We start from the raw sequence: 17,474 nt of genomic DNA on the forward strand, positions 1-17,474 counted from the left end.
AAGGGCTTCTCCACTATCTGCGCCAGACCCATGAGTGAGCTGAAGCCCATCTCGATCGGTCCCGTGAGGATCGACGCGCCGGTGATTCTGGCGCCGATGACGGCTGTCACCGACCTGCCGTTCCGGCGCATCGTGAAGCGCTATGGGGCAGGTCTCACCGTAAGTGAGATGATCGCGAGTCAGGCGATGGTCCGCGAGACGCGTCAGTCATTGCAGAAGGCGATGTGGGATCCGGCGGAGGAGCCGGTCTCGGTGCAACTCGCCGGCTGCGAGCCGCATATCATGGCCGAGGCCGCCAAGCTCAACGAGCAGCGCGGCGCAGCGATCATCGACATCAACATGGGCTGCCCCGTGAAGAAGGTCGTGAACGGGGAGGCGGGGTCGGCGCTGATGCGAGACTTGCCGCTGGCGGCTCGGCTCATTGAAGCCACGGTCAAGGCGGTGAAGGTTCCGGTGACGCTCAAGACCCGCATGGGCTGGAACCACGAGAACCTGAATGCACCGGAGCTCGCGCGCATCGCCGAGGATCTGGGCGTTCAGATGATCACCATCCACGGCCGCACCCGCTGCCAGATGTACAAAGGCGAGGCGGACTGGAGCTTCGTGCGGCGCGTGAAGGAAGCGGTATCGGTTCCGGTCATCGTCAACGGTGACATTTGCTCGATCGAAGATTCACGCGAGGCGCTTCGTCAGTCGGGTGCTGACGGGGTGATGATCGGCCGCGGGGCTTATGGGCGACCGTGGCTCGTCGGCCAGGTGATGTCTGAGCTGACGGGGGGAGGGCACCGGCCCGATCCGAGCTTGGATGAGCAGCTCGACGCGATGCTCGAGCAATATGAAGACATGCTGCAGCTGTACGGCACGCACACGGGCGTGAACCTCGCCCGCAAGCATATCGGTTGGTACACAAAGGGCCTTCCGGGCTCGGCTGAGCTTCGCAACAAGGCGAACCAGCAGGATGATCCCGCAGTCGTTATCCGTGTGCTGCGGGACTTTTATTCGCCTTGGCTGAAACGAACCGCCGCCTGACTCCCATTCATCGCGTCACAACTGTGTTTTTCATGCAACGGCCATGCTAGGTCCGGAGCGAATGGATGCGCGTGCAGCCGAATCGCCGGTGATATCGAGACGGGAAAGCTGGCTTCAACGGGAGCGGGCGAGCGGCCGCTTTTACGACCGCGTTAGCGTGCTACTGGCCCTTTTTCTGGTTGCGATGGTCGGCGCGAGCGTTTGGCTTCTGAAGCGTGGCGCGGAACCAGGAACACTGCTTTCACCGCCTCTGATCGCGCTTCTCCTAATCGCCATTCTTCTGCCGGCGATCGGGCTGATGGCGCTGTACGCGCGCAAGTTGGCAGTCAGACGAGCAGAGCAGGGTGGCTTGGGCAGCGGCCAGCTTCACATCCGCCTCGTCGCGTTGTTCACTCTAATCGCCGCGGTCCCAACGGTCCTGGTCGCTATCTTCGCGTCCTTACTCTTTCAGAGCGGCCTGAATTTTTGGTCCTCAAATCGCGCGCGAAGCATGCTCGAGAGCACCGTCCAAGTGGCAAGTGCGAGCTATCAACGTGAGGTGGATCGAGTCTCCAACGAGACCGTCACCGCCAGCAACGACTTGGCCACTTATCTTCGCATGACGACGCTGGAAGATCCGCGATTCCAAGAGGCTTTCGCGCGGAATCAGGTGCTGAACCGCAATCTCTCAGAAGCGATCATCTTCACCTTTGGCAAAGACAAGCAAATCCGGACGATCGCTCTGGTCGATCCTTATGACCGGCCCCTGACCCGAGACATCCCGACCTCGGCGCTGACGGCGCTCGCGAAGGAGCAGGTCGTGTCGATCAAGTCGGCCGACCGTATTGGCGCAGTGACTAGGTTAGACTTCGGCCCGGACACCTACCTCTATGCGGCGCGCGTGTTCGATCCGCAGTTTAGACAGCAGATCAGGCAGGCAAATGCGGTTTTGGAGGACTATCACACCCTCCTTGCTCGTTCGCGCGTGAACCAGTTGCGCTTCAACGCCGCTTTGCTTCTAGGCGCGCTGATTATCGTTGGCGTCTCGATCTTTACGGCGCTTAAGATTGCTGACCGTCTAGTCCGACCTGTGGGCGAGCTCGTCGGGGCGGCAGGACGGATCGAGGAAGGTGACTTCTCCGCCAGGGTGCCGGTCGCTGATACGGAGGACGAAATCCAAATACTCGCCAGTGCGTTCAATCGCATGGCGGGACGTCTGGACGAACAGACAGGCGCTCTTCGGACGGCCAACACGCAGCTGGATGCCCGCCGCGCCTTCATGGAGGCAGTTATGTCGAGCGTTACCGCTGGCGTGATCGCGCTCGACACATCGCGGCGGCTGCTGCTCGTAAACCGGTCTGCTGAGACGCTCCTTCAAAAGAGTCAGGAAGAGCTTGAAGGAAAGACTCTCGCCTCCGTCGCGCCGGACCTCGACGAGTTCATGCGGGGGGAGAAGTCGGACGCGAACGTAATGATCGTCGCAGACAGCGGGCAGCGAACGCTCGCGGTTAAGCGCGTGCGCTATCAGGACGGTTCGGTGCTCACCTTCGACGACATCACGGACCAGCTGAGCGATCAGCGCCGCGCTGCCTGGTCAGACATCGCTCGCCGCATTGCGCATGAGATCAAGAACCCGCTCACGCCGATCCAGCTTGCGGCCGAGCGCTTGCAACGCCGCTTTGGTCAGGAGATCTCCTCAGATCAGGAGACCTTCGAGCGTCTGACTGGCACGATCGTTCGCCAGGTCGGCGACCTTCGGCGGATGGTCGATGAATTCTCCAACTTCGCGCGGATGCCGAAGCCCATCTTCCGCGATGAGAATGTGCATGAAATCGCGCGGCAAGCACTCTTCCTGCACGAAGTGGCACACCCCGGGATCAGCTTCGTGTTGAGCCCGCCGGAAGGTGAGTTCCGCATGGTTTGCGACCGACGGCAACTTTCTCAGGCGCTCACAAATGTTGTGAAGAATGGCGTTGAAGCTATCGAAGGACGAAAGGCTCGTGGTGAGCATAGCCTTGCCGGGGATCGGGTCGAGCTGAAGCTGCACGAGGAGGATGCTCACCTCGTCATTGACGTGCTTGATACGGGTATTGGTCTGCCTGAAGACCGAGAGCGCCTGACCGAGCCGTACATGACGACGCGCGTCCGCGGTACTGGCCTTGGGCTCGCAATCGTGAAGAAGATCGTCGAGGAACATATGGGCGAGATCGCATTCCTCGACCGGCCGGGCGGCGGAACGCACGTGCGGATCGCGTTCGACACAGCGAAGCTCGCTGCGCTCGGTGGCGAAGAAACTGAATCAAACGAACAAAATGAAGATGGCGAGGAAGCCTGATGGCGCTTGAAGTATTGGTGGTGGACGACGAAGCCGACATCCGCGAGCTCGTTAGCGGCGTGCTCGAAGATGAAGGCTATGAGGTCCGCACTGCCGCAGACAGCAATGCGACGCTGGAAGCGCTGGAAGACCGCAGGCCTTCGATGGTGCTGCTTGATGTATGGTTGCAGGGATCGCGGCTCGATGGGCTCCAGCTGCTTCAGGAAATCAAACGCCGCGATTCCACAATCCCGGTGCTGATGATCTCGGGTCACGGCAATCTCGACACGGCCGTCGCCGCGGTGAGGGAAGGGGCCATCGACTTTATCGAGAAGCCCTTCGAGGCCGAGCGGCTGATCTATCTCGTCGACCGCGCAACCGAGACCGAGCGCCTGCGTCGCGAGAACGAAACCTTGCGACAGCAGGTCGGTCACGAGGACCAGCTTCACGGAAGCTCGGTAGCGATCAACACCGTGCGCGCTACCCTGAAGCGCGTCGCTCCCACCGGCAGCCGCGTCCTGATCTCTGGCCCGCCGGGCGTCGGGAAAGAAATCGCAGCACGGATGATCCACCAGTGGAGCCCGCGTGCGAAGGCGCCATTCATCGTCCTCAGCGCCGCGATGATGAGCCCGGAGCGAGTGGAAGAAGAATTGTTCGGCTCCGAAACGGACGGGGTCATGCGCCCCGGCCTCCTGGAGCATGCCCATGGCGGGACTTTGTTCCTGGATGAAATCGCGGACATGCCTGCGACGACCCAAGCCAAGATCCTGCGCGTCCTGACTGATCAGAGCTATCATCGCGTTGGTGGTCAGCGTCCGGTGAAAGTCGACGTCCGTGTGCTCTCGGCCTCGTCCCGTAACCTGCAGGATGAGATTTCCGCGGGACGCTTCCGGGAAGACCTCTTCTACCGGCTCAACGTCGTTCCTGTGCGCCTGCCGCCGCTGCGCGAACGCCGCGAAGATATTCCGGAGCTTGTGAGCCACTTCCTTGCGCGCTTCGCAGCGGAGCGCCGCATGCCACCGATGCGTATTTCGGAAGAAGCCATGGCCGCGCTTCAAGCGCATGATTGGCCGGGCAACATCCGTCAGCTGCGCAATATCATTGAGCGGACTGTCATCCTTGCTCCAGGTGACCGCCAGTCCATCGATGTAGACCTGCTGCCGCCAGACATTCTGGACAACCAGAGCGGCATGGGCGGTTCCGCGACGACCATGGTGATCATGGGAAGCCCACTTCGGGAAGCGCGCGAGTCCTTTGAGCGTGAGTATCTCAAAATCCAGATCCGCCGCTTCTCGGGCAACATCTCCCGGACCGCCTCGTTCATCGGCATGGAACGTTCGGCTTTGCACCGGAAACTCAAGGCTTTGGGCATCGGTGATAAGAGGGATGAGGAAGAATAAGGAGGCGTCATGGCTGCACGTTCGCTGAGCCTGCAGGATCATTTCCTGAACAGCGTCCGTCGAGCCAAGCTCCCGGTCACGATCTTCCTCGTCAAAGGCGTCAAGCTGCAGGGAGTGATCACCTGGTTCGATGCCTTTTCCCTATTGCTTCGCCGCGATGGGACTTCGCAGCTTGTCTACAAACACAGCATTTCGACTATCATGCCGTCCGAGCCGCCCGCAGACTTCGTTCCGACAACAGCTGGAGAGCAGGGTGCCAAGGCCGCGCTTCAAGACGTGTTCCTGGCCGCGGCGGCACGCGACGCGGAACGAATGACCCTCTTCCTCGTCAATGGCGTGATGCTTCAAGGTACGGTCACCGGGTTCGATCAGTTCAGTGTGGTGCTTGAGCGTGGCGGGCAGATCCAGCTCGTATACAAGCACGCGCTGTCGACGCTTCAGCCTGCGCATCCGCTCAACCTGGACCAGCCTGGCAGCGATGGTGAGGAGAGCGAGTCCTGAACGAGTACGACGGCCACGGCGAAACCGAGGTTGCCCGCGGCGAACATGCCATCATCGCGGTCCCAGAACTGCCGCGCGAAGGTTCGCGCCGGTCCGCTGACGCGCGTTTGGAGGAAGCTGAGGGGCTAGCGGAGGCGATCGGCATCGATGTCGTCGCGGCCAAGGCCTTTCGTGTCCGCACAATGCGGCCCGCGACCTTGCTAGGGAAGGGCCAGGTCGAAGAGATCGCCGAGATTGCGAAGGAGCAGAATGCGGGCCTGCTGATCGTCGATGCGGCGCTGACGCCGATTCAGCAGAAGAACCTGGAGACCGAGGCCGGCACCAAGGTGATCGATCGCACCGGGCTCATTCTGGAGATTTTTGGTGAGCGCGCGGCCACGGCCGAAGGTCGTTTGCAAGTGGAACTTGCCCATCTCGACTATCAGGCAGGCCGCCTGGTGCGCAGCTGGACCCACCTTGAGCGCCAGCGAGGCGGCTTCGGGTTTCTCGGCGGTCCGGGCGAAACGCAGATCGAGGCCGACCGCCGTTTGATCCGCGACCGCATGGCAAAGATTCGGCGTGAGCTGGACCAGGTAAAACGTACGCGTTCGCTTCACCGCGATCGTCGGCAGCGTGCGCCTTGGCCGGTGATCGCGCTCGTCGGTTACACGAACGCGGGGAAGTCGACGCTCTTCAATCGCCTGACTGGCGAAGGCGTATTTGCGGAAAACCTGCTGTTCGCGACGCTCGATCCTACGATGCGCGACATTCGGCTGCCGGGTTTCGATAAGGTGATCCTGTCCGACACGGTCGGGTTCGTCTCCGACCTGCCGACAGAGCTGATCGCTGCTTTCCGAGCCACCCTCGAAGAGGTCGCTTCGGCCGACCTGCTCGTCCACGTCCGCAACATGGCGCATCCCGACAGGGAGGCCCAGCGCGAGGACGTCGACGACGTCCTGAAGTCGCTTGGACTGGCCGAGGAGGGGGCTCCGCCGCGGATCGAGGCCTGGAATAAGATCGACCTCCTCCATCCGGAGGAACGCGAGCGGCTCATCGAGGAGTCGAAGCGACGCGAGGATGTGGTTCCGATCTCGGCCGTGACCGGTGAAGGTCTCGATGCGCTTCGCGAGCGCATGGCCGAATGCCTGAGGTCTGGCGAGCAGGTCCATACGATCCGGGTGCCCGCGACCGAGGGAAGCAAGATCGCCTGGCTGCACTCACGGGGCGAAGTGCTCGACCAAAAGATCGATCACGACGAGATGGAACTTTCGGTGCGGTTGTCGCCCGATAATTGGGCGCGCTTTCAGGCGCTCGAGTCGGCCTGAGCGGCTTTAGCAGCTACCCAAAGCTCTTCTTTTTCCTCCAGCGACATGTGGGAAAAGCCGGGCGTATGCTCGATCGCGCGAAACCGCTGCTCAAACTTGCGATTGGCTTCGCGCAAAGCGGCTTCCGGCTCAATGTTGAGATGCCGTGCGAGGTTCACGACAGCGAAGAGGAGATCACCAAGCTCCTCAAGCATTCGCGGGTGTTCCGTCTCGGCTTCTAGCTCAGCGAGCTCTTCGTCAATCTTTGCCCGTGGTCCGGACACATCAGGCCAATCGAAGCCTACGCGGGCTGCGCGCCGCTGCAACTTCGCGGCACGCTCGAGCGCGGGGAGAGCCAAGGCGACGCCAGCAAGCGCGCTTTTGTCCGGCTTGGCCGCTCGCTCGTCCGCTTTGATCTTTTCCCAGAGATGATGGCCGCCATGTTCAGCATCGCCGAAGATGTGCGGGTGCCTGCGTTCCATCTTGTCGGAGATGCGCTCGAGGACGTCTTCGAGCGTGAACTGACCAGCTTCCTCGGCCATCTGCGAATGGAAGACGACCTGGAGTTGGAGATCGCCAAGCTCGTCGGCCAAGGCATCCATGTCGTCACGGGCGATGGCGTCCGCGACCTCGTATGCTTCCTCGATGGTGTAAGGCGCGATCGTCGAGAAAGTCTGCACCGTGTCCCATTCGCAGCCGCTTACCGGATCACGAAGACGGCGCATGATCTCGCGCAAACGCTCAAGCGGCATGAGGGACCTTTTCGCACATTCCAATGTGTCGATCCGAAAGTATGATAATATGCATTATGTAAAGTAGTGCCAACATCAGGAGACGAGAACCAGCCATCGCCCCTCAACGCTCCAGCGGCTGAGGGTCGACAGGTAATTCATGCCAAGCACGTTCAGATCGTCGTTGTCCGCGACTTGTATGCCGACGTTGTTTCGAACGATCTCGCCCACCTGGATTTTGTCGGCACGGCCACTCGATACGCGGATGATCCCGTTCCCGGTTCGAACGAATTGATCCTTGGCTCCAGTCACAGGCACGCCGGCCTTGGCAGCGGTCTCCCGGTCGATCGTCGTCATCGTCGCGCCGCTGTCGACGAGGAACTTCACGTCCTTTCCATTCACCTTGGCATCGACCCAGAAATGGCCGTCGATAGCCATGGGAATGCGAGTTTCCTTGCCGTCCTGCACGGGTGTGCCAACCGCCTCGGCTTTCAATCGCTGACCGAGCATGCTGAAATTGTCCCGAAACGTGAAAAGCACGAACCCCGCGCCGAAGATCACCACCCAGGCCAGCGCCATCTTGAGCATTTTCCCGAGCGGCTCGCGACGCGAGATGAGTGATCCAGCAATCAGCATGATCGCCATCAGCAGATAAAGACCACCAAGCATCAGGCTGTTGCTCACAGGACAATCTCCAGCCCGTCATGAGCGGGCGCGGCCCAGTCCGGCAGCTCAGCAACAAGAGTCCGGTAGTCGAGACCATTGCCCATATGCGTCAGATACAATTGTCCAACCCGCAATTCACGCGCCATCGCAAGAAGCTTGTCGAGGTTCATGTGCGTAGGATGCGGACTACGTGTGAGGCAGTCGGCGATCCATACGTCCAAGCCCTCATAAAGAGCGGCCATATCGTCGGTTAAGTCATTGAAGTCGACGGCATAGGCAGCCGACCGTTCGCCTGCGTCGAAGCGCAATCCCAGCGCACTAGGACCGCCGTGGGGCTGATCAACGACGCGGAGCCGCGCCTCGCCAAGACGCAGTCCGTCTCCAATCTCCCGAGCCTCGACGATGGGACGATAGAATTCGGATTGGGCGAAGGCGTAAGCGAACCGAAGGCGAAGCTCCGCGAGCACCTCAGGCCTAGCGTAAAGCGGCACTGGCGTACCGATCGCCTGCGACACGGGCCTGAGCTCATCGATACCATGACAATGGTCGCCGTGTGCATGGGTCACGATGACGGCATCCAGTTGGCCTACCGACGCATCGAGTAGCTGCCGCCGCAGGTCGGGGCCGCAATCGACGAGGAGCCTCTCTTCACCACTCTCCACCAGGAGCGATGAGCGTGAGCGAGCATTCCGCGATTCTGCTGGATCGCAGTGGCCCCAATCGTTCCCGATCTTCGGAACCCCCGTCGAGGTCCCGCAGCCGAGGATCCTAAGCTTCACCCGCTGCCTTGTTGAAAAGCTTGAAGAAGTTGGCGCTGGTGGCTTCGCCTAATGCGTCGGACGTTTCGCCTCTCAGATCAGCCACAAACGCAGCTGTATCGGCGACGAACGCCGGCTCACATTGCTGTCCCCGGTGCGGAACGGGAGCCAGGAACGGCGCATCGGTTTCCACCAGCATCTGGTCTGACGGCAGCCATCGCGCCGTTTCCTGAAGGTCGGCGGCATTCTTGAACGTGACGATGCCCGACAACGAGATGAAGAACCCGAGATCCAGCGCCTTGCGAGCAAGATCGGCCGAACCCGTAAAGCAATGCAGCACACCGCGGACGCCGCCCTGCTTCACTGCGGCGGTCAGAATCTCGGCCGTATCCTCCTCCGCGTCGCGCGTGTGGACAATCAATGGCAATCCGGTCTGCCGGGCGGCCTCGATATGCGCTTGGAAGCGCTCGCGCTGCGCGTCGCGGTCGGACTTGTCGTAATAATAATCGAGCCCGCACTCACCGATGGCGACGACCCGCGGATGGTCGGTCGCGTGGGCCAGCGCCGTAGCGCCGAGATCGGGATGCGCATCGGCTTCATGCGGGTGCACCCCAACACTTGCCCAGACGTCGGAATGACGTTCGGCAACGGAAATGACGTCAGCCCACTCCCGCTGGCGCGTGGAAATGTTCAGGAAGCCTTTCACGCCGCGCTCGCGGGCATCGTCGAGCACTTCGTCCTGGCGCTCGACCAATCCCTCATAGTTGAGGTGGCAATGGCTATCGATCAGCCTCATGCCGCCGCCTCCTCGTCCTCCGAAAGCTCGAGGCGGGGGAAGAGAGGCGTCGGCTGAGCAATCGGCGCACCGACCTCACCAGCTTCGAGCAGAGTGAGGAGCTTATCCGCTGACTCAGGAATCACGGGCGCGATCGCCTGGGCGAGCTCGCGGACGGCAGCGACGAGCGTCCCAAGCACGGCCGCCATCCGATCTGGGTCCGTCTTGCGAAGCGTCCAGGGTGCCTGGGCGTCGACATAGGAGTTGCAGGCAAACACGGCCTTCATCCAGGCATCGATCGCGAACGAGAAGCCAAAGCGGTCGAACTGCTCGACCATTTCCTTCTTGGTGATCTGCTTTACGAGCGTGAGCAGGTCCTCATCCTCTGCTGCCTCACCCGGCGCAGGAAGAATACCGTCCAAGTTCTTGAAGATCATGGACAAGGTACGTTGGGCGAGATTGCCGAAGCTGTTGGCCAGTTCCGCATTAGCGCGGTTTACGATTGCTTCCGCGCTATAACTGCCGTCCTGCCCAAACGTGACTTCGCGCAGCAGGAAGTAACGTAGCGCATCGACTCCAAAACGATCGGCCAGAACCATCGGGTCGACGACGTTGCCGACGCTCTTCGACATCTTCTCACCGCGGCTGAGCAGGAAGCCGTGACCATAGACCTGCTTCGGCAGCGCGATACCAGCGCTCATCAGGAACGCAGGCCAGTAGACGGCGTGAAAACGGACGACGTCCTTGCCGATAAGATGCACGTTCGCTGGCCAGAAGCCGCGCCACAGCTCAGTATCGTCAGGATAGCCGAGGCCCGTGATGTAGTTGGTTAGCGCGTCGAGCCAGACATACATGACGTGGCCGTCGCTGCCGGGCACCGGAACGCCCCAATCGAAGCTGGTGCGGGAGATCGAGAGGTCGGACAATCCGCCTTCGACGAAGCGGACCACCTCGTTGCGGCGGCTCTCCGGACGAATGAAGTCCGGATTGGCCGCATAAAGATCGAGCAGCTTCTGCTGATACTTCGAGAGCCTGAAGAACCAGCTCTCCTCTACGGTCCACTCGACGGGAGTACCTTGGGGCGAGAGCTTTTCGCCGCCCTCGCCTTCAGTGATCTCACCCTCGTCGTAATAGGCTTCGTCGCGAACCGAGTACCAACCTTCATAGCGGCCGAGATAGAGGTCTCCCCTCTCCTCCATCGCTCTCCAGATTGCCTGGCTCGCGCGATAATGATCCGGCTCGGACGTGCGAATGAACCGGTCGTACGAAACGTTAAGAGTGTCGCACATGTCTTGGAAAAGGCGTGACATCTTGTCGGCAAAATCACGTGGCTCAACGCCTTGGCCGCGCGCAGCCTGAGCCATCTTCAGCCCATGTTCGTCAGTACCCGTCTGGAAGCGCACGTCACGCCCTTGGCTCCGCTGGAAACGCGCCATCGCGTCGGCAGCAATCGCCTCATAGGCGTGCCCAATGTGCGGCGGGCCGTTCGGGTAGCTGATGGCGGTTGTGATGTAGAAGGGATCGGACATATTCGTGCCGAGCCCTAGCGGGCGCCGCCTAGCGCTTCAAGGAAGCCGGGCCAGCAACTTCTGCGAGAATGCCGCCGATCTGAAAAACGGTCGCCGCGGGATCGAGCGAGAGGCGCGGTGCCAGTGCCGAAATTTCGCGCGCCCTGGCATAGGCGTCCAGCGCACGTTCCAGACGGCTGCCTTCCGCGGAGCGGGCCTCACGAGCGATCAGTGATGGAGCGAGTTCAAGGAAAGCAGCATAGCGTTCCGCCGACGCTTTCTTGCCCAGCTCCGATGCCAGCTCTGATCGTCGGGCATTCGTCGGATCACCCTGCCGAATGATTGTGAGCGCGGCGTCTTCGAGCTTAGCGAGATCAAGTTCGGCGAAAGCCAGTGCCCGCCCCGCCGACCCAAATGACATCGATATAATACGATCGCGATCTGTAGCCTTCAGGCTGGGCGCCTCAGCTTCCAGGATTGACGTCATGGCGGCATCGTCGAGCGCCTGAAAATCCAGCCTACGACAGCGCGACCTTATCGTCGGAAGCAGCCGGCCCGGCGCGTGGCTCACCAGAAAGAACAACGTGTTTGCCGGCGGTTCCTCGAGCATTTTGAGCAGCGCGTTGGCAGCGGACGGTTCGAGGTCATCCATGCTGTCGAAAACGGCCACACGCCATGGTGAGAAGGCTGGCGTCAGAGACATGAACTCGCCTAGGCCGCGCACCTGATCGACGCTGATATTGCGCGCCAGATTGCCGGTCTTCTCGTTCACGAGGCGCTGCAACCAGCGCATGTCCGGATGGCTGCCCGCTTCGATCAGTTTGACGGTCGGATGATCCGCTGGAGTTTCGATCCCGGGTACGTTGAAGGGTGGGCCTGCCGCATCCGCCAGCACGCGACGCGCGGCGGCAGCGGCGAAGCTCGCCTTGCCGACGCCCTTGGGCCCCGCGAGCAGCCAGGCATGGTGCAGCTTTCGAGACGCCCAGGCGCTCGCAAACTGTTCGACAGCGCGATCTTGACCAATGATCACGGCAGGAGGTCCTCGATGGCGTCCAGCAGACGCTTCGTCACTTCCTCCGGACTGCCGGAGGCGTCGATCAGGCGCACGCGATCGGGCTCCTCCGCTGCAATGAGGCGGAAGGCGGTCTCGACCTTGTAGTGATATTCGCGCGGGCGGCCGCCGATGCGATCAGATTCGTCCTGATCGCGCTGCAGTGCCCTCTCATGACCTTCGTCCAGGGTCAGAATGAGCGTCCGGTCGGGGAAGCCGTCACCGATGCCGAAGGCGTTGATCGCCCGAACGTTCTCGATTCCTAAGCCGCCCGCACCACCTTGGTAAGCCAGCGAGCTGTCCACGGAGCGGTCCGACAGCACCCACTGGCCGCCCTCTAGCGCAGGGCGAATAGTCTTCTGCACATGGTCGGCGCGTGCTGCAGCAAAGAGGAGCGCCTCGGCCTCCGCTCCCCAGCGGGACTCATCCCCCTGCAGGAGAAGCTCGCGGATGGCTTCGGCACCGGCGCTTCCGCCGGGTTCACGCGTAATCACCGTCGAGATCCCGCGTTGCTCCAGCGCTGAAGCTAGCGCCTTCACCTGCGTGGATTTGCCGACCCCTTCCCCGCCTTCGAGGCTGATGAAGCGCCCCCGCGCCGTCACGCCATTCCGATGAGTTGCTTAAGCCCGATCCAGATGCGCGCAAAGAAGCCGGCCTTGCCGACATCCTCGCCCGCTACCAGCGGCACGACCTGCGGGGGCGTATCTCCGGTGGTGATCACTAGGTCGGCGATGTGCTGCCCCTTCTTGATAGGAGCCGCGATCGGACCGTCGTAGCGCACCTTCATCTTCGTCGCGCCGCCGCCCGAAAGGAGGCCGGCAGGCACCGTGACGGCCAAGTTGCGCGGCGCGACCAGGGATACTTCGCTCGAACTGCCAAGCTGAACCTTGGCCGTCCCAACCTTTGCGCCGGACTGGAACAATGGCTTTGCCTGCCAGGCACCGAAGCCCCACTCCATCAGCCGCTTGGATTCGTTGACCCGCGCATTCCAGCTGGGGAGGCCCGCAACCACCTCGATCAGGCGCCGCCCGTTCTGCTCGGCCGATCCCGTGAAGCCGTAGCCCGCTTCATCGGTGTGTCCGGTCTTCAGTCCGTCCGCACCGGGCACGACGCCCAGGATCGGGTTGCGGTTCGCCTGGGTGATGTCCGCGTTTGATCCGAGCGTCTTGCCCCAGGTGAAGCTCGGCAGCGAGTAGAACTCCTTGTAGAGCTTGTAATGGTTCTCAATCTCGTAGCGTGCCAGCGTCGCAAGGTCCCGTGCCGTTACATAGGTCACCCCATTGTCCGGCCAGCCATTAGCAGTTCCGAAGTGGCTGTTCGTCAGGCCGATCTTCTTTGCCAGCGCGTTCATCTGGTCGGTGAAGGCCTGCTCGGTGCCGGCGATGCACTCGGCCAGAACTACCGACGCGTCATTGCCCGACAGGGTCACGATGCCTTTGAGCAAATTCTCGACGCTCACCTGCTCGTTGGGGCTCAGGAACATGGTGGATCCGGCCTGAGGGCCGTGCCACTTTTGCCAGGTCTCAGGCCGGACCGTGCACATCTTGTTGAGCGGCAGCTGACCGCTGTCGATGAGCTCGAAGGCGACGTCTGTCGTCATCATCTTCGCCATGGAGGCCGGCGGCATCCGGACGTCGGCGTTCTTCGCGTAGAGGACGGCACCCGATGAGAGGTCGATCAAATAAGCGACTTTCGCCTCTGTTTCGAATTGAGGCGCGGCCGCGGGTGCGGCTGTCGCAAGCAGGGTTGAGGCGGCTGCGACGGTGAGAATATTCTTACGCATTGTAGAACGGGAATCCCTCGGCTGGCTGGAGAGAATCCCTGTCTATCGTGCAGCTATCGCATTCGCCAGCAGGCCAACGCCCATCGCGTAAAAGTTTGAGCAATTATAATCGAGGATCGCGCGATAGTTGGTCGTGAGCAGATAGCCGTCGGCGTAAGCGCCCGGCGTATCCATCAGCGTCACCAGCTCCGTTTCCGGGAGCGCCCGACCCGTGGAGACGACGCCGAGCCCTCGCCACTGCGCCACTGTTAGCCAGCGGCTGTGACGGCGGTAGACCGCCGGACACCGTGGCGGGTTGAGCGTTGAGCGAATAGCGGCACGATTGAGAGTCGAAGGAACTCGCGCCGGTACACCCCACGGGAGGTTCGGCTTCCAGCCAGCGTCGCGCAGATAATTGGCGATGGATGCGAAGGCGTCATCTTCGCTGCGCCATATATCGGCATAGCCGTCCCCGTCGCCGTCGGAGCGAAGCCGGAGCGCGACCGTCGGCATGAATTGCGGGTAGCCTGTCGCCCCCGCATAGCTGCCTTTCAACTGCCGGCGGCTCACGCCTTGGTCCATCAGCCGCAAGGCCGCGATGAATTCGTTTTCGAACATCGTCCGCCGCCTTCCCTCGTAGGCAAGCGACGCAAGCGCATCGAGCAGGTCGAAGCCACCGGTCACCGAACCGTAGCTCGTTTCCTTGCCATAGATGGCAATAATGACGGACGGATCGACGCCGAAGCGCGACTGGATCCGAGAGAGATTCGACCAATGAGATGAGTAACGCGCCTGCCCCCGGTTGATGAGGGATGTCGTGATGTGCCGCTCGAGATAAGGTCCGAATGACGGTAAATAATAGCCGCTGGCCCCCGTCGGCTGCTGCGCGCGATCCAGATCGACTACACGCTGGATGAAATCGAGATCCGGAATAACTTGCTGGATGGTTGCCTCGCGAACGCCCGCGCTGCGAGCACGCCCTGCCAGATACATTTTGTAAGTCTGCCAGGGGCTCGACGGCTGAGCGTAAGCCGGCTGCCCATAAGTGTAGCTCTGGGCGTACTGAGCCGAATTGCTTTGCGTTGACGCAGCACCGATGGACGCGACCGACGCCCCAATCAAAAACCAGCTGCTCAACCCGCCCAAAACACGCTCCTCATTACGACCGAGGCTAGGATGACAACAAACAAGAATCCCGCCAGCTAGGTTCACCGCATGCCTTGCACGTCCCGTCCCGACACGCGATAGGCAATCGCCCTGAGGAGAGATGGCCGAGTGGTTTAAGGCAGCGGTCTTGAAAACCGCCGTAGGTGCAAGCCTACCGTGGGTTCGAATCCCACTCTCTCCGCCAAGGCACTTGCATTCACGCTACAAATGTAGCACTCTACAAAAGTAGCGCGGCGAATCGGCTGCGCATTGGAGAGACTACGAATGCTCAGCAAGCTTCCGCCGCGTGAACGCCAGATCGTGGATATCCTTTATGAGCGCGGTCCGCTGCTCGTGAACGATATCTGCGAAGCGTTGCCCGACCAACTCAGCGGATCGGCAGTGCGAGCCATGCTGAAGAGGCTCGAAGACAAGGGTTACGTGACCCGCAGCGAATCGGATCGCGGGTTCCTTTATGCTCCGGCCGTGTCGGACAGCGTTGCCAAGAAGTCGGCGCTCAGCGAGATCGTCCGCGTCTTCTTCAACGGCTCGCCAGCTCACGCGGCCAGCGCGCTGCTCGGCATGTCGGATCGTCTCAAGGACGATGAGCTCAGCGAGCTCGAACAAATGATTGCCCGCGCCCGGAAAGCAAAAGGGGGCCAGTAATGCTCATTCTCCTCGGGATCGCGCTGAAGTCGCTGCTCATTGCAGGATCGACGCTGGCGCTGCTGGCAATGATGAAGCGCCGTTCGGCCGCAGAACGGTCGTGGGTCGCGCATATCGGCCTCGTTGCGCTCGTTCTGCTTGCAGTGGCGCCGCTCGTGCTCCCGAGCTGGAGGATTGAAGCTCCTGCTCTGCTGGGCCAGGCGCCTTCAGTTCAGACGCTTCCCGCGACTGCTGCGCCGGTTCGCCCGTCTCCCGATGCAGACAAGACAAGCAAGATCGCGACACCGGCGAAGCCTGAGGCACCTGTTGCAGAGCCTGCACAGCGCTCATCGCTCGGCACCATCGCCGCCGCCACCGCGATCTATGCAGTCCCTGCCGCAATCCTGCTTTTCATCACCCTCCTTGCCCTTGGGCGCCTGATTGCGCTCCGTGCACGGGCCGAAGTGCTGGTCGATGGTCATTGGCTGAGCGCCCTCGCCCGCGCCCAGCGTCGCATGGGGTTCAAGCATGGCACCGCTCTGCTGACGAGCGACGAGCTCGCTTCGCCAATCAGCTGGGGCCTGATGCGTCCCGTCATCTTGCTCAACAATCGTGCGGTTGAAGCGCAGGGTGAGGCAGAAGCGATCATCGCCCACGAGCTGGCTCACGTTGCCCGGATGGACTGGATCAAGCTTCTGTTGGCCCGCGTTGCCACCGCCCTCTTCTGGTTCAACCCGTTTGTCTGGATGCTCGCTCGCGAAGCGCACCAGCTGCGTGAAGAAGCGGCCGACGATGCGGTGCTCGCAGCCGACATTCCCGACACGGACTATGCTGAGCTGCTGGTCGGCGTTGCGCGTCACGAATGCCCAGGCCTGCTGCTCGGTGCCCACGGCGTCGCGCCGTCACGCAGCTCGCTTGCCCGCCGCGTTGCCCGGGTCCTCGATGGAGCTTCCGTACGCGGTCCAGCCGCCCGCTCCTTCGCCGCAGGCGTATTCGTCGGCGCAGTCGCCATTGCCGCTCCACTAGCTGCGATCACGCTGACGCCGAAGGGCGCAGCTACGAACGCCAAAGTAGCCACGGCGAGCAAGCAGGCGGGCGCCCACTTGCCCGCGTCATCCGAATATTACCCGGACAACAACGTGCCTACCGATCTTCCGAGCATCATTGGGGAAGGCGTTGCAGCATCGGTCCAGGGTGCGGTCGCGGCGGTAAGGCCGTCGGTCCAGATCGGCCCGAATCCAGGCGACTTCGAAACGATCAGCCCGAGCGGTTCAAGCGTCCGCAGCTCCAACGGCGTCACCGTTGCTCGCAGCCAGAACGGCGCAACCGTCACGGTTTACCCCGTCGATGCGCAGGGCCGCCGCAAGGTCGTTGCCCGCGCCCCGAACGGTGCGACCGCGATCTCTTATGCCGACGCGGACGACGACATCCCCGGCTTCGGTCCCGACCACGCCCACAAGGGCAAGGATAAGGATGACGCGATCGAGCAAGCAGTCCAGTTGAGGGCGCTCGGCGTGAATCCTCAGTACATGGCAGCTCTTCGCGCCGCGGCGCCGAAGCTTCGTGACGCCGACGAAGACGACTTCATTCAGCTCAAGGCTGTCGGCGTCACACCGGAATATGTTCGGGACCTCGCCGCCGCTGGCTTCAACAATCTGGACGCTGATGAGCTAACTCAAGCCCGCGCTCTTCGTCTGACTGGAGACTACATCCGGCGACAGAGAGCCGCAGGATACGACGGCGATCTCGACGATTTCATTGAGCTGAAGGCGACAACGCCGCCGACGCCACCCAACCCACCGCGTCCGCCAGGAGGTTGAGCCGATGAAGACTGACCTCTCGGCTTAGCAGCCGCCCTCAAATCCGAAGCGAATGAAGTGAAATGAACGCCCCCCAGAGGCGAACGGTCGAGCTTTGCCCGACGAA

The 17,474-nt window shown here is 61.8% G+C and carries 16 protein-coding genes and 1 tRNA gene; 8 read left to right on the top strand and 9 right to left on the bottom strand.

All coding sequences use genetic code 11. From position 1 onward, the window contains the following. Positions 1-30 precede the first annotated feature (30 nt). From dusB to hflX, 5 genes are all read left to right on the top strand, one after another. Positions 31-1,029, top strand: a complete 999-nt coding sequence (gene dusB, locus AC4GYV_RS05950; RefSeq protein ID WP_491099739.1) for a tRNA dihydrouridine synthase DusB — start codon at positions 31-33, stop codon at positions 1,027-1,029. Between the two features lie 88 nt (positions 1,030-1,117). After that, positions 1,118-3,343 (top strand): sensor histidine kinase NtrY-like, encoded by a 2,226-nt coding sequence (locus AC4GYV_RS05955; RefSeq protein ID WP_491099740.1) that lies wholly within the window; start codon positions 1,118-1,120, stop codon positions 3,341-3,343. Then, positions 3,343-4,722 carry a nitrogen assimilation response regulator NtrX gene (gene ntrX / locus AC4GYV_RS05960; protein ID WP_491099741.1) on the top strand — a complete coding sequence of 460 codons (1,380 nt, stop codon included), beginning with the start codon at positions 3,343-3,345 and terminating at the stop codon, positions 4,720-4,722. The genes AC4GYV_RS05955 and ntrX overlap by 1 nt, the downstream gene beginning before the upstream one ends. 9 nt (positions 4,723-4,731) lie before the next feature. Next, positions 4,732-5,223 carry an RNA chaperone Hfq gene (hfq, locus tag AC4GYV_RS05965; protein ID WP_491099742.1) on the top strand — a complete coding sequence of 164 codons (492 nt, stop codon included), beginning with the start codon at positions 4,732-4,734 and terminating at the stop codon, positions 5,221-5,223. Continuing rightward, positions 5,220-6,527, top strand: coding sequence for a GTPase HflX (hflX, locus tag AC4GYV_RS05970; RefSeq protein WP_491100396.1), 1,308 nt, complete (start codon positions 5,220-5,222; stop codon positions 6,525-6,527). The genes hfq and hflX overlap by 4 nt, the downstream gene beginning before the upstream one ends. Here the strand turns inward: hflX and mazG are convergent. The 9 genes from mazG to AC4GYV_RS06015 form a co-directional block, all read right to left on the bottom strand. Beyond that, positions 6,506-7,258: a nucleoside triphosphate pyrophosphohydrolase gene (gene mazG / locus AC4GYV_RS05975; RefSeq protein WP_491099743.1), complete on the bottom strand. Its 753-nt coding sequence runs from the start codon at positions 7,256-7,258 to the stop codon at positions 6,506-6,508. The genes hflX and mazG overlap by 22 nt on opposite strands. Positions 7,259-7,333: 75 nt before the next feature. After that, positions 7,334-7,921, bottom strand: coding sequence for a retropepsin-like aspartic protease family protein (locus AC4GYV_RS05980; RefSeq protein WP_491099744.1), 588 nt, complete (start codon positions 7,919-7,921; stop codon positions 7,334-7,336). After that, positions 7,918-8,682, bottom strand: coding sequence for an MBL fold metallo-hydrolase (locus tag AC4GYV_RS05985; RefSeq protein WP_491099745.1), 765 nt, complete (start codon positions 8,680-8,682; stop codon positions 7,918-7,920). The genes AC4GYV_RS05980 and AC4GYV_RS05985 overlap by 4 nt, the downstream gene beginning before the upstream one ends. Continuing rightward, positions 8,672-9,457: a TatD family hydrolase gene (locus AC4GYV_RS05990; protein ID WP_491099746.1), complete on the bottom strand. Its 786-nt coding sequence runs from the start codon at positions 9,455-9,457 to the stop codon at positions 8,672-8,674. Before AC4GYV_RS05990 ends, AC4GYV_RS05985 begins: the two co-directional genes overlap by 11 nt. Further along, positions 9,454-10,965, bottom strand: coding sequence for a methionine--tRNA ligase (gene metG, locus AC4GYV_RS05995; RefSeq protein WP_491099747.1), 1,512 nt, complete (start codon positions 10,963-10,965; stop codon positions 9,454-9,456). The genes AC4GYV_RS05990 and metG overlap by 4 nt, the downstream gene beginning before the upstream one ends. A gap of 28 nt (positions 10,966-10,993) precedes the next feature. Then, entirely contained in the window at positions 10,994-11,974 is a 981-nt protein-coding gene (locus AC4GYV_RS06000) for a DNA polymerase III subunit delta' (RefSeq protein ID WP_491099748.1), read from the bottom strand. Beyond that, entirely contained in the window at positions 11,971-12,597 is a 627-nt protein-coding gene (gene tmk / locus AC4GYV_RS06005; RefSeq protein ID WP_491099749.1) for a dTMP kinase, read from the bottom strand. The genes AC4GYV_RS06000 and tmk overlap by 4 nt, the downstream gene beginning before the upstream one ends. Then, entirely contained in the window at positions 12,594-13,778 is a 1,185-nt protein-coding gene (locus AC4GYV_RS06010; protein ID WP_491099750.1) for a D-alanyl-D-alanine carboxypeptidase family protein, read from the bottom strand. Before AC4GYV_RS06010 ends, tmk begins: the two co-directional genes overlap by 4 nt. 42 nt (positions 13,779-13,820) lie before the next feature. Then, positions 13,821-14,903, bottom strand: coding sequence for a lytic murein transglycosylase (locus AC4GYV_RS06015; RefSeq protein ID WP_491099751.1), 1,083 nt, complete (start codon positions 14,901-14,903; stop codon positions 13,821-13,823). 115 nt (positions 14,904-15,018) lie between these two features. Between AC4GYV_RS06015 and AC4GYV_RS06020 the strand changes: the two genes are divergently transcribed. From AC4GYV_RS06020 to AC4GYV_RS06030, 3 genes are all read left to right on the top strand, one after another. Continuing rightward, positions 15,019-15,108, top strand: a tRNA-Ser gene (locus AC4GYV_RS06020). Positions 15,109-15,188: 80 nt separating this feature from the next. Continuing rightward, positions 15,189-15,569 (top strand): BlaI/MecI/CopY family transcriptional regulator, encoded by a 381-nt coding sequence (locus tag AC4GYV_RS06025; RefSeq protein ID WP_491099752.1) that lies wholly within the window; start codon positions 15,189-15,191, stop codon positions 15,567-15,569. Continuing rightward, positions 15,569-17,368 carry a M56 family metallopeptidase gene (locus AC4GYV_RS06030; protein WP_491099753.1) on the top strand — a complete coding sequence of 600 codons (1,800 nt, stop codon included), beginning with the start codon at positions 15,569-15,571 and terminating at the stop codon, positions 17,366-17,368. Before AC4GYV_RS06025 ends, AC4GYV_RS06030 begins: the two co-directional genes overlap by 1 nt. Positions 17,369-17,474: the final 106 nt, after the last annotated feature.

Source organism: Sphingomonas sp. SP4, assembly GCF_058313375.1.